Consider the following 12,027-nt stretch of genomic DNA (forward strand, 5'->3'; position numbering starts at 1 on the left):
CGGTAACTCCTTATAATGAAATGGCGTTTTATTTTCATTAATGGATACCATGAATATCGCAGCAACAGGTTTACGTATGTCGCATTTTGCGCAGTTTGTATGCAAAAATAGGAGCAAATGACGTCGATGCCTGAGGAGGGAAGATGCATTATCCGGTTGACGTATTTACGGGCCGCGTACGCGACTACGCAGGCCGCAGGCCAAGCGCTATCGTCAAAGTTCAGGTGGACGGCGAGCTGACGCTGACTGACTCTGGCCTGGTCGGCGACGAGCAGGCGGAAAAGGCCTGGCACGGCGGCCCCGATCGGGCGCTGTGCCACTACCCGCGAGAGCACTATGCGGACTGGGCGCGTGAATTTCCTGAGCAGGCCGACCTCTTTTTCGCGCCGGCATTTGGCGAGAATCTGTCCACCACAGGGCTGACGGAGAAAAACGTGTATATCGGCGACATTTTTCGCTGGGGCGGGGCGCTCATCCAGGTAACCCAGCCGCGTTCGCCGTGCTTTAAGCTTAACGACCATTTCGGGATCAGCGATTTATCGTCGTTAATGCAAACCCGCGGGCGGGTCGGCTGGCTGTACCGGGTGATTGCCGGTGGGCCGGTGTCCAGCGAACAGCCGCTGGAGCTGGCGTCTCGCCTGAGCGACGTGTCGGTTTATGAAGCCGCGGCCATTGCCTGGCATATGCCGTTTGATGACGATCGGTATCACCGCCTGCTGTCGGCGGCGGGACTGTCGGTGAGTTGGTCGCGTACCATGCAAAAGCGGCGGATAAGCGGAGTGATTGAGGATAATTCCCGGCGGTTATGGGGCAAATGATTCTCCCCTCTCCGGTAAAAAGGAGAGGGGAAGTCTTCAGTCCCGCTTATACAGCGGCAGCCAGAGCGTTAAGCGCAGACCGCCCAGCGGGCTGTCGTCGGCTTTCACCCAACCGCGGTGCTGCTGCATGGCGGTTTCGACAATCGCCAGACCCAGCCCGGTGCCGCCGGACTCGCGATCGCGCGCCTCGTCGGTCCGGTAGAACGGACGGAAAATATGTTCCCTGTCTTCCGGACTTACGCCCGGGCCGTCGTCATCGACGTTAACGGTAATCCCGTCTTTATCCACCGAGAAGCTGACCGAGATTTTGGTGTGCGAGTAACGCAGGGCGTTACGCACAATGTTCTCCAGCGCGCTCTCCAGGGCGTTCGGGTTGCCGTACAGCGGCCACGGCCCCGGTGGGTATTCCACGGTGAACGATTTCCCCACCTGTTCAGCTTCAAACGCGGCGTTGTCCAGCACCTCGTTCCAGATCTGATTGGCTTTCATCGTTTCGCTGACCAGCGCGTTTTTCGCCTGATTACGCGACATTACCAGCAGATCGTTGATCATACTGTCCAGCCGATGGGCTTCGGTCTCGATACGTTCCAGTTCTTTGCTTTCCCCGGCCCGACGACGCAGCAGGGCGGTGCCCAGTTGAAGGCGAGTGAGCGGCGTGCGAAGTTCGTGGGAAATATCCGACAGCAGGCGCTGCTGCGAGGTCATCATCCGCTCCAGCGCCGTCACCATCTGGTTGAAGCTCGCGCCTGCGGCGAGAAATTCCTGCGGCCCGGCCTCGAGTTCAGGATGCTGACGCAGGTTGCCTTGCGCCACTTCATCGGCGGCGTTTTTCAGCTTACGCGCCGGTTTCGCCAGGCTCCACGCCAGCCAGAGCAGCAGCGGAGAACTGACCAGCATTGTGACAATAAGCAGTAGCAGAGGGCGGTCAAACAGCAGGTTGATAAAATCGGATTGCGAGGTGCTCGCCGGACGAATCAGGTACAGCTGGTAGTTGTCTTCCCCGTCACGAACGGAGAACGGCCCGACCATTTCTACCCGGCCATAGCGTTTTTTCTGCGGATGATCCGAGTTATCGGACTGGCCGATAAAGTTACGAATGATCTGCATTTCGTTGCGTTCTGCACCGATCACGCGGCCTTCGCTGGTCACCAGCAGCAGGCGTTGCCCCGGCGGCGCCCATTTATCGATGGCGCGGAACAGGCGACGCCACCACATCAAATCGTTGGGTGGGTCGTTCGCCAGTTCAGCTTCAACGTGTTGTTCAATCATCAGCCCCTGACGCTGTTCGCTGTCCAGCAGTTCAGTCATCTGGCGCGAATCGAGCTTCGGTAGCATCAGCACCAGCATCAGCACCAGTGCCAGGGTTAACCAGAAGATGGCAAAGATGCGTGCTGTCAAACTTCCTATCATGAAGCGGATACCATCAGATAGCCGCGGCCGCGCAGGGTTTTAAACCAGGGATGACCATCTTTCCGCTCCGGCAACTTACGGCGCAGGTTAGAGATGTGCATGTCGATTGCGCGATCAAACGGCGTCAGGCGCTTGCCCAGCACTTCCTGGCTCAGGTGTTCACGGGAAACCACTTGGCCGAGATGCTGCGCCAGCAGGTACAGCAGCGTGAACTCGGTGCCGGTAAGCTCAAGCGTAGTGCCGTCGAAGCTGGCTTCCTGACGACCCGGATTGAGGCTCAGGGCGTCGACTTCCAGCGTCGGCGAACCGGTTTCGTTGTTTTGCTGCTGCTCGCTCCAGTGAGAACGGCGCAGAATAGCGCGAATACGCGCGACCAGTTCGCGATCGTTAAACGGTTTTGGTAAATAGTCGTCCGCGCCCAGCTCAAGGCCGAGTACGCGATCCAGTTCGCTGCCGCGCGCGGTCAGCATAATTACCGGTGTCTGGTGTGTCTGGCGAAGCTCTTTAAGGGTATCAATACCGTTTTTCTTCGGCATCATCACGTCGAGCAAAAGCAGGTCAATGCTGTCATCGAGAAGCGCCAGCGCCTGTTCCCCGTCATGGGCAACGAGCACGTCAAAGCCTTCCATATCAAGCAATTCCTTCAACAGGGAGGTGAGCTCCCGGTCATCATCAACTAACAGGATTTTATTCATTGATTAAATACCTCCGAGGCAGAAATTACGTCATCAAGGCTCGCTAATCCATGACTTTACGTTGTTTTACACCCCCTGACGCATGTTTGCAGCCTGAATCGTAGACTGTCTCTCGTTGAATCGCGACACAAAAGTTTTTGGGAGCAAGTGATGCGCAAAGTTACCGCTGCCGTCATGGCCTCAACACTGGCGCTCACTGCGTATTGCCAGGCTGCTGAAGTCGTCACCGGCGTTAACTGGCACCCCACCGATGTGGAAATGCAGCGCAGCAGCCAGAGCCATATGTTTGACGGCATAAGTTTAACCGAACATCAGCGCCAACAGATGCGGGATCTTATGCAACGTGCGCGGCACGACCAACCGCCTGTTGATGTTAGCGAAATGGAGACAATGCATCGCCTTGTCACCGCAGACAAATTTGATGAAACCGCTGTCCGCGCTCAGGCAGAAAAGATGGCGCAGGAACAGGTTGCCCGCCAGGTTGAAATGGCGAAAGTTCGCAACCAGATGTATCGCCTGTTAACGCCAGAGCAGCAAGCGGTTTTGAACGAGAAGCACCAGCAACGAATGGATCAGTTGCGTGAGGTTGCACGGATGCAGCAAGACTCAACCAGCACCTTATTGAGTAGTAGCAGTACCCGACGTACCCAGTAACAAACCCTGTTTTCCTTGCCATAGACACCATCCCTGTCTTCCCCCACATGATGTGGGGGTTTTTTTTATCAAAAATTCAGACCTTCAGCGGTTGATGCAACAACCGTTTTCAGCCGTTCTAACACGACAGGCCATCCTTTGCGCATCCCTTCGTAAGCCGCCATTCCTTGCGGGGTATCCACGTTAAACCCGTTGTGTTCAAGGGATACTCGGGTGCCATTGCTTTTCGTTTCAGGGGTCAGGCGCCAGGTGATAGTCGTGTCCAGCGTACCGATTGCAAAGCTGAAGGCAAACACATGCTCAGGTTCCACCGCAATCACTTCACAGGGTTGTAATCCCCACGCACCCATATCCAGCGTGAAGCGGTGTCCTTGTTGCGCGCGTATGTCGCCTGCGGCCCACCATTGCGCATGAAGGGTCGGGTCTGTGAGCGCCTTCCAGATACAGGCAGGAGGATATGCCATGACGTCTGTCAGTTGGATAATGCCACGTTCGTTCTTCATATCAGTCGCCTCAGAAGTTACAGGAAGGTTGTCAAAAATTAGATTGTGTTAACGCAGGAGGTCATTAACACATTTCGGTACCGCACAGGGACATTTCTCTGTCCAAAAAGAAACGCGACCAGCCAGGAGTCACTGAACGCTTACCGTCATGACAGCCTTTTCCTCTTTATACCGCGTTGTGCTGTCTGCGATTTCCTGCCATCTAATTCCGCTATACTACCCGCAGATGACAGCAGGAGTGTTTATGATTCAATCTTATGGCCGTCTGGTGAGCCGCGCAGCTATCGCGGCGACGGTGATGGCGTCCTCGTTACTTGTGATTAAGATTTTTGCGTGGTGGTACACCGGGTCGGTCAGTATTCTGGCGGCATTGGTGGATTCGCTGGTGGATATCGCGGCCTCGCTGACCAACCTGTTGGTGGTGCGCTACTCGTTGCAGCCCGCCGATGAAGATCATACCTTTGGTCATGGCAAAGCGGAGTCGCTGGCGGCGCTGGCGCAAAGCATGTTTATTTCCGGTTCGGCGCTGTTTTTGTTCCTGACGGGGATCCAGCATCTGATTACGCCCCAACCAATGAACGAGCCGGGCGTCGGGATGGTCGTGACGGTGATTGCGCTGATCTGCACCCTGGTTCTGGTGACGTTTCAGCGCTGGGTCGTGCATAAGACGCAAAGCCAGGCGGTGCGCGCCGATATGCTCCATTATCAGTCCGATGTTATGATGAACGGCGCTATTCTTGTGGCGCTGGGGCTCTCCTGGTACGGCTGGCATCGCGCGGACGCACTGTTTGCTCTGGGGATTGGCGTCTATATTTTATATAGTGCATTACGCATGGGTTACGAGGCGGTGCAATCGCTGCTGGATCGCGCATTACCGGATGAAGAACGTCAGCAAATCATCAACATCGTGACCGGCTGGCCGGGCGTGCGCGGGGCGCACGACCTTCGGACGCGGCAGTCAGGGCCGACCCGCTTTATTCAGATTCATTTGGAAATGGAAGATAACCTGCCGTTGGTGCAAGCGCATCTTGTGGCCGAGCAGGTAGAACAGGCAATATTACTGCGTTTTCCGGGATCCGATGTCATTATCCATCAGGATCCGTGCTCAGTGGTTCCGCAGGGGCGGCAGGGCTTTTTGGACTTTCGTAATTCGTTGTAAAAATGTGGACCCGTCAGGCGTTTTTTGGATAAATTACCGCCAGTTAGCCTGACCTGAATCAATTCAGCACGAAGCGCTTGATATACTATTTGTACTTATACGTATCGTTCACTCCCCGTGGGGAGCGCTTCGGGCAAACAGACTCTATATTTGCATTCCTAAGTTCAGAGGTAGTCATGATTAAGAAAATCGGTGTGTTGACAAGCGGCGGTGATGCCCCGGGTATGAACGCAGCAATCCGTGGCGTTGTACGCGCAGCGCTTTCGGAAGGTCTGGAAGTTTTTGGTATCAATGATGGCTACCTCGGTCTGTATGAAGATCGTATGGTGCAACTCGACCGTTACAGCGTGTCTGACATGATTAACCGTGGCGGCACCTTCCTGGGCTCTGCTCGTTTCCCGGAATTCCGCGACGAAAAAATTCGCGCTGTGGCTATCGAAAACATGAAAAAGCGTGGTCTGGACGCGCTGGTCGTTATCGGCGGTGACGGTTCTTACATGGGCGCCAAGCGCCTGACTGAAATGGGCTTCCCGTGTGTTGGCCTGCCGGGCACTATCGATAACGACATCAAAGGTACTGACTACACCATCGGTTTCTTCACCGCGTTGGGTACTGTTGTGGAAGCGATTGACCGCCTGCGCGACACCTCTTCTTCTCACCAGCGTATCTCCATCGTGGAAGTGATGGGCCGTTACTGCGGCGACCTGACCCTGGCGGCAGCCATTGCGGGCGGCTGTGAGTTTATCGTTGTACCTGAAGTTGAATTCAGCCGTGAAGATCTGGTTGCTGAAATCAAAGCCGGCATTGCGAAAGGGAAAAAACACGCGATCGTCGCCATCACTGAGCACATCTGCGACGTTGACGAGCTGGCGAAGTACATCGAAACCGAAACCAAGCGTGAAACCCGCGCCACCGTACTCGGCCACATTCAGCGCGGTGGTTCTCCGTGCCCTTACGACCGTATTCTGGCGTCCCGCATGGGCGCGTACGCTATCGACCTGCTGTTGCAGGGCCACGGCGGCCGCTGCGTCGGTATCCAGAACGAGAAGCTGGTTCACCATGACATCATCGACGCTATCGAAAACATGAAGCGTCCGTTCAAGACCGACTGGCTGGACTGCGCGAAAAAGCTGTACTGATTAGCGCGAAGATGAAAAAAAAGCCTTCTCAGCGAGAAGGCTTTTTTATGGGTGATTATTCGATATCGAGTGGGTCTTCCGACAGGATAATGCCGGTATTGTCGGCATAGAGATGATCGCCGGAGAAGAAAGTCACGCCGCCAAAGTTGACGCGGACATCACTCTCGCCAATCCCCTCGCCCGCAGCGCCGACCGGAATCGCGGCCAAGGCCTGAATGCCGAGATCCAGTTCTTCTAAATCGTCGACCTGGCGCACTGCACCGTAGACGACAATGCCTTCCCATTCGTTCTGCACCGCGAGGCGTGCAAGGTCGGCGTCGATCAGCGCGCGACGAACAGAACCCCCGCCGTCCACCAGCAGGATGCGGCCACGGCCGTTCTGTTCGAGCATATCGTACAGCAACCCGTTATCCTCGAAACATTTCACCGTGATGATTTGTCCACCAAACGACGACCGTCCACCAAAGTTGGAGAACAGGGGTTCCACGACGTTGACATCTTCCTGGTAGATGTCGCAAAGCTCGGAGGTATCGTATTTCATAGGCTTAACGTTCAGTTGCTGCGAGTGTTTTCAGTATATCGCGCTAACAGGGTTGTTGGCAAAATCATCAATTGTTAATTGATATTTGTCAGTTAACTCGCCAGGCGGCTCAGCACAATTCCCACGACAAACAGCAGGTTAGTCAATAATGCGCCTTTTACCGTGCGTTCAAGCATCGGCGGCATATCGGTCGGGTCGAGGTGCGTCAACACAAAACGCGCCTGTTTGACCAGCAGCGGAGCGGCGAGAACGAACAACCACCCCCACAGGCTGTGCAGCGTCAATAGGTTAAACAGCGCCAGACACAGCAGCGAGCCCATCAGCAGGCACGCGTGATAACGACGGGCATTCACCGCCCCCAGGCGTACCGCCAGCGTGTTCTTGCCGTTTTCACGATCGCTGTTGATATCCCGCAGATTGTTGACGTTCAGCACTGCGGTCGCCAGCAGACCGCAGGCGGTAGCGGGCAGAAACATGGCCGGAACGATGTTGTGCGCCTGCAGATACCAGCTCCCCAATACGCTGAGCCAGCCGAAAAAAATCAGCACCGAAATATCGCCAAGACCGATATAGCCATATGGACGCGTGCCGACGGTATAGGTGATGGCGGCGATAATCGACAGTCCGCCCAGTACCAGGAAACCGATAAAGTCGCTCACGTTTTGCCAGGACGCCGCCAGCAGCGACAGGCCGGAAAGGCAGATTAGCGCCACAGTTACCAACAGCGCGCGCTTCATTTGCGCCTGGGTGATCACGCCTTTTTGCATACCGCGCAGCGGGCCGATACGGTCAGGCTTGTCGCTGCCTTTTACCGCGTCGCCGTAGTCGTTCGCCAGGTTGGAGAGGATCTGCAGGAGTCCGGCAGTGATAAGCGCCAGCAACGCCACCAGCGGGTCGAAATGTCCCTGCCACCAGGCAAGCGCAGTGCCGACGATGATAGCGGCAAATGCCAATGGTAATGTCTTAGGGCGCAGGCTTTCCAGCCACGCCTGAGTACGGCTGATATCAGTCATAGTTATTTAGCCAATAAAAATGGGGGCCATAGCCCCCATCAACAGTGATGAAAATGCAGTAACCGCGATTATAGGATAAAACGGCTCAGATCTTCATCTGCCACCAGCGCATCAAGATGCTTACTGACATATTCCGCGTCGATGACAATGCTCTGACCGTTCAGGTCGCTGGCGTCGTAAGAGATATCTTCCATCAGGCGCTCCAGCACGGTATGCAGACGACGGGCGCCAATGTTCTCGGTCGTTTCGTTCACCTGCCACGCCGCTTCGGCAATACGCTTGATGCCGCTCTCGGTAAAGCTGATGTCCACGCCTTCGGTCGCCATCAGCGCTTTGTACTGCACGGTGACTGACGCGTTCGGTTCCGTCAGAATGCGCTCGAAGTCGCTGGTGGTCAGCGCCTGTAGCTCAACACGAATCGGCAGACGGCCCTGCAGTTCCGGGATCAGGTCGGACGGTTTCGCTACCTGGAATGCGCCGGAGGCGATAAACAGGATGTGATCGGTTTTCACCATGCCGTGCTTGGTGGAGACGGTGCAGCCTTCCACCAGCGGCAGCAGGTCGCGCTGTACGCCTTCGCGGGAAACGTCCGGGCCGGAGGATTCGCCGCGCTTACAGATTTTGTCGATTTCGTCGATAAACACGATACCGTGCTGCTCAACGGCTTCGATAGCGTCCTGCTTCAGTTCTTCCGGGTTCACCAGCTTCGCCGCTTCTTCTTCAATCAGCAGCTTCAGGGCGTCTTTGATTTTGAGCTTGCGCGGTTTCTGCTTCTGGCCGCCCAGGTTCTGGAACATCGACTGCAGCTGGCTGGTCATCTCTTCCATGCCCGGAGGCGACATGATTTCAACGCCCATCGGCGCCGCCGCGAGGTTGATTTCGATTTCTTTATCGTCCAGCTGGCCTTCGCGCAGTTTTTTACGAAACGCCTGGCGCGCCGCGGACGGCTCCTGCGCCTGCTCGGTCTGGCCCCAGTTGTTTTTCGCCGGTGGGATCAGCACGTCGAGAATGCGCTCTTCCGCCAGCTCTTCCGCGCGGTAGCGATTTTTCTCGATGGACTGCATACGCACCATTTTAATGGCGGAGTCGGTCAGATCGCGGATGATGGAATCGACTTCTTTACCCACATAGCCCACTTCGGTGAACTTGGTGGCTTCCACCTTGATGAACGGCGCGTTGGCAAGCTTCGCCAGACGACGGGCGATTTCGGTTTTACCCACGCCGGTTGGGCCGATCATCAGAATGTTTTTCGGGGTGACTTCGTGACGCAGCTCTTCGTTAAGCTGCATGCGGCGCCAGCGGTTGCGCAGCGCGATAGCCACAGAACGCTTGGCGGCGTCCTGACCGATAATATGTTTGTCCAGTTCGCTGACAATTTCGCGTGGGGTCATTTCAGACATGGGAGATCCTTACGCTTTAGAAGGTAATTCTTCGATGGTGTGGAAGTGGTTGGTGTAAATGCAGATATCGCCTGCAATATCCAACGCTTTCACCGCGATATCACGGGCGCCCATCTCGGTGTTTTCCAGCAGGGCGCGCGCAGCGGCCTGCGCATACGGGCCGCCGGAACCGATGGCGATCAAATCATTTTCTGGCTGCACAACGTCGCCGTTACCAGTGATGATAAGCGAAGCGTTTTCATCCGCGACGGCAAGCAGGGCTTCCAGCTTGCGCAGCATACGGTCGGTACGCCAGTCTTTCGCCAGCTCAACGGCGGCTTTCACCAGGTGCCCCTGGTGCATTTCCAGCTTACGCTCAAACAGTTCAAACAGCGTGAAGGCGTCCGCAGTACCCCCGGCGAAACCGGCGATCACTTTGTCGTTGTACAGACGACGCACTTTTTTCACGTTGCCTTTCATGACGGTATTGCCAAGCGTAGCCTGACCATCACCGGCGATGACTACATGACCGTTACGGCGAACACTTACTATTGTTGTCACGAAGGACCCCCTGGTACAAAGCAGAATAGGGGCCCCGCACAGCGTACGGGGCAGAATGCAATTATAGATGGGGGAGATTTTGGGGGTTTCAACCCCCGGCGGCGAGACGAATGCAGTTTGTGTGACCGGCCACCTTCAGGCGGGAGATCGTGCCGTCAGCGGTGTCTTTGCCTTTCATCGGGCCGATAACCACGCGGTTCCAGCCGTTATTGGTGGTGATACGGGAATCGAAGCCCTCGAACGCCAGCTGCGCACGAACGGTTTCCGCCTGATCCGCGCCTTTAAACGACCCGCACTGCACCAGCCAGCGGCGTTCGTCTTTTTTCTCCGCTGCCGGTTTCGCCGGTTCAGGTTCGCGCGTTACCGGCGCGGCCTGCTGGGTTTTCGGCTGCTGCGCCGTAGTGTGCGCAGGCGTCTGCAACAGGTCCTGATACGGCTGCTGCGCGGCTGTTTGCTTCGGCGGCGTCTGGTGCGTCGGCGGGCTTTGCACGGTGCGCGTTTGCTGCTGCTGATATGGCTGTTCCGTTACCCGCGGTTGGGTACGCGGCTGCTGTACCGGCTGCGTCTGCGTCCACTGCTGTTGCTGCGCCTGCTGTTGCGCCATCCGCTGACGCTGCAGCGTTTGCTGGCGCTGCTCCGGCGTTTGTTCGTTCCACGGAACTTCCGTCAGCTGTGTCGGCTGCTGACGCATATCGGCCTGCATTTGCGCCAACAGCTGGCGCTGTTCGTCCGTTAACTGATCGGCATTCTTCACTTCGCCGCCTGCGGACGGTTCCGTCGGCGCGCGCACGCCAGGCTGGCGGCTTTCCAGCTCTTTAATATAGCGCCAGCGCTCTTCCGGTTTCGGCGGCAGTCCATTACCCGTGACCTGGCGGCCCTGCAGGGCATCTGCCTCTTCTTTCTTGTGATGGGTAATAAAGTACAGGCCACCGATAAAGGCTACCAACACGGCCGCAGCAATCGCGACCATGGCCGGTGAAACCGCAGGAAAGCTGCTTTGCTTTTTCCGTGAGCTTCGTGAAGGGCTCTTTTTGCGCCGCGAAGGAGCCGGCTGGCTGCTGCGGCGTACATAATCTCGTTGTGCCACTATCGTTTCGCTGTATTTATTCGTTCGTCAGCCCGTCATGTTACTTAAGCAACAGAGCTTTGACCAGAAGCGCTAGTCTTAAAGGTATTTAATTTAGGTCAGATTTTTCGCGTACTGCCGCGAACCACCAGTTCACAGTCGAGTAACCGCGAACCGCTGCTGACGGTTTGGCCGCTGAGCTGGTCAAGCAGCAGGAGCATCGCTTCACGGCCGATGTCAAAACGCGGCTGCGACACGGTGGTCAACGGCGGATCGCAGAACTCGGCCAGCGAAATATTATCAAAGCCGACAATCGACAGATCCTCCGGTACCTTCAGGCCCCGGCGTTTCGCCAGCGACAGCGCGCCGAGCGCCATAATATCGCTATGGCAGAAAATGGCGGTCGGCGGCTGCGGCAGGGCGAGCAACTGCTCCAGGGCGCTGGCGCCCGCTTCGAAGGTGAAGTCGCCGCGTGCGATGTAGTGCGGGTCGACGGTAACTCCGCTGCGACGCAGCGCCTGCACGTAACCCTGCAGGCGATAGTGGCACAGCGGCATCTCTTCCGGTCCGGCAATGCAGCCGATACGCTGGTGCCCCAGTTCGTGCAGATAGTTAACGGCGTCAAAGGCGGCGGTCAGGTTGTCGATATGTACCGTCGGCAGCTCAAGCTCCGGCGCAAACTCGTTGGCCATGACCATCGGCGGCAGATTGCGCTGCTCTTCTATGCTGGCGTCAAAGGGCAGACGCGAACCCAGCAGCAGCATACCGTCGATTTGCTTGGTGATGATAAGGTCGATAAACGTCTTTTCCTGCTGATTCTGATGGGCGCAATCGCCGATCAACACCAGATAGCCATGGCTGGCGGCGGTGATTTCAATTCCGCGGATGATTTCGCTAAAAAAGGGGTCGCAAATATCCGGAACAATCACCAGGATGGTGCGTGATTCATTACGCTTCATGTTCCGCCCGAGCGATTGCGGCAAATAACCCACTTCCAGCGCGGCTTTTTCGACTTTATTGCGTGTCGCCTGGGATACTTTGTCGGGGTTCATTAACGCTCGGGATACGGTTGCCGTAGAGACATTCGCC

At 56.4% G+C, this 12,027-nt stretch carries 13 protein-coding genes; 4 read left to right on the top strand and 9 right to left on the bottom strand.

Annotated features, from left to right (window positions below):
* Window positions 1–143: 143 nt before the first annotated feature.
* Window positions 144–818 carry a 6-hydroxyaminopurine reductase gene (gene yiiM / locus JO226_RS15755; protein WP_293602485.1) on the top strand — a complete coding sequence of 225 codons (675 nt, stop codon included), beginning with the start codon at window positions 144–146 and terminating at the stop codon, window positions 816–818.
* A gap of 36 nt (window positions 819–854) precedes the next feature.
* On the opposite strand, the gene cpxA is transcribed toward yiiM, so the two are convergent.
* Complete coding sequence (cpxA, locus tag JO226_RS15760; protein ID WP_293602486.1) at window positions 855–2,228, bottom strand: envelope stress sensor histidine kinase CpxA; 1,374 nt, start codon at window positions 2,226–2,228, stop codon at window positions 855–857.
* Window positions 2,225–2,923 (bottom strand): envelope stress response regulator transcription factor CpxR, encoded by a 699-nt coding sequence (cpxR, locus tag JO226_RS15765; RefSeq protein ID WP_293602487.1) that lies wholly within the window; start codon window positions 2,921–2,923, stop codon window positions 2,225–2,227. Before cpxR ends, cpxA begins: the two co-directional genes overlap by 4 nt.
* A gap of 150 nt (window positions 2,924–3,073) precedes the next feature.
* Here cpxR and cpxP point away from each other — a divergent pair, with 150 nt between their 5' ends.
* Window positions 3,074–3,577 carry a cell-envelope stress modulator CpxP gene (cpxP, locus tag JO226_RS15770; RefSeq protein ID WP_293602488.1) on the top strand — a complete coding sequence of 168 codons (504 nt, stop codon included), beginning with the start codon at window positions 3,074–3,076 and terminating at the stop codon, window positions 3,575–3,577.
* 68 nt (window positions 3,578–3,645) lie between these two features.
* On the opposite strand, the gene JO226_RS15775 is transcribed toward cpxP, so the two are convergent.
* Complete coding sequence (locus tag JO226_RS15775; protein ID WP_293602489.1) at window positions 3,646–4,080, bottom strand: SRPBCC domain-containing protein; 435 nt, start codon at window positions 4,078–4,080, stop codon at window positions 3,646–3,648.
* A gap of 244 nt (window positions 4,081–4,324) precedes the next feature.
* Between JO226_RS15775 and fieF the strand changes: the two genes are divergently transcribed.
* Window positions 4,325–5,239 carry a CDF family cation-efflux transporter FieF gene (gene fieF / locus JO226_RS15780; protein ID WP_293602490.1) on the top strand — a complete coding sequence of 305 codons (915 nt, stop codon included), beginning with the start codon at window positions 4,325–4,327 and terminating at the stop codon, window positions 5,237–5,239.
* 176 nt (window positions 5,240–5,415) lie between these two features.
* Complete coding sequence (pfkA, locus tag JO226_RS15785; protein ID WP_293602491.1) at window positions 5,416–6,378, top strand: 6-phosphofructokinase; 963 nt, start codon at window positions 5,416–5,418, stop codon at window positions 6,376–6,378.
* Window positions 6,379–6,433: 55 nt separating this feature from the next.
* Here the strand turns inward: pfkA and rraA are convergent, their stop codons facing one another.
* The 6 genes from rraA to cytR all read right to left on the bottom strand — a co-directional run.
* Window positions 6,434–6,919, bottom strand: coding sequence for a ribonuclease E activity regulator RraA (gene rraA, locus JO226_RS15790; RefSeq protein WP_013368283.1), 486 nt, complete (start codon window positions 6,917–6,919; stop codon window positions 6,434–6,436).
* A 92-nt stretch (window positions 6,920–7,011) separates the two neighbouring features.
* A complete protein-coding gene (gene menA, locus JO226_RS15795; protein WP_293602495.1) occupies window positions 7,012–7,938 on the bottom strand; it encodes a 1,4-dihydroxy-2-naphthoate polyprenyltransferase in 927 nt (308 codons plus the stop codon).
* 62 nt (window positions 7,939–8,000) lie between these two features.
* Window positions 8,001–9,332 (bottom strand): HslU--HslV peptidase ATPase subunit, encoded by a 1,332-nt coding sequence (gene hslU / locus JO226_RS15800; protein WP_293602492.1) that lies wholly within the window; start codon window positions 9,330–9,332, stop codon window positions 8,001–8,003.
* A 9-nt stretch (window positions 9,333–9,341) separates the two neighbouring features.
* Window positions 9,342–9,872, bottom strand: coding sequence for an ATP-dependent protease subunit HslV (gene hslV, locus JO226_RS15805; RefSeq protein WP_038160233.1), 531 nt, complete (start codon window positions 9,870–9,872; stop codon window positions 9,342–9,344).
* 88 nt (window positions 9,873–9,960) lie between these two features.
* Window positions 9,961–10,959: a cell division protein FtsN gene (ftsN, locus tag JO226_RS15810; protein WP_293602493.1), complete on the bottom strand. Its 999-nt coding sequence runs from the start codon at window positions 10,957–10,959 to the stop codon at window positions 9,961–9,963.
* Between the two features lie 98 nt (window positions 10,960–11,057).
* The coding region (gene cytR, locus JO226_RS15815) for a DNA-binding transcriptional regulator CytR (RefSeq protein ID WP_293602494.1) at window positions 11,058–12,027 on the bottom strand (970 nt) is incomplete at its 5' end.

The organism is Pluralibacter sp. (genome assembly GCF_019237635.1).
Classification (GTDB): Bacteria; Pseudomonadota; Gammaproteobacteria; order Enterobacterales; family Enterobacteriaceae; genus Enterobacter_B.

Bases quoted from the DNA above. Each gene is read 5' to 3' on its own strand.
- yiiM (WP_293602485.1), top strand. From the start codon at position 144: ATGCATTATCCGGTTGACGTATTTACGGGCCGCGTACGCGACTACGCA.
- cpxA (WP_293602486.1), bottom strand. From the start codon at position 2,228: ATGATAGGAAGTTTGACAGCACGCATCTTTGCCATCTTCTGGTTAACC.
- cpxR (WP_293602487.1), bottom strand. From the start codon at position 2,923: ATGAATAAAATCCTGTTAGTTGATGATGACCGGGAGCTCACCTCCCTG.
- cpxP (WP_293602488.1), top strand. From the start codon at position 3,074: ATGCGCAAAGTTACCGCTGCCGTCATGGCCTCAACACTGGCGCTCACT.
- JO226_RS15775 (WP_293602489.1), bottom strand. From the start codon at position 4,080: ATGAAGAACGAACGTGGCATTATCCAACTGACAGACGTCATGGCATAT.
- fieF (WP_293602490.1), top strand. From the start codon at position 4,325: ATGATTCAATCTTATGGCCGTCTGGTGAGCCGCGCAGCTATCGCGGCG.
- pfkA (WP_293602491.1), top strand. From the start codon at position 5,416: ATGATTAAGAAAATCGGTGTGTTGACAAGCGGCGGTGATGCCCCGGGT.
- rraA (WP_013368283.1), bottom strand. From the start codon at position 6,919: ATGAAATACGATACCTCCGAGCTTTGCGACATCTACCAGGAAGATGTC.
- hslU (WP_293602492.1), bottom strand. From the start codon at position 9,332: ATGTCTGAAATGACCCCACGCGAAATTGTCAGCGAACTGGACAAACAT.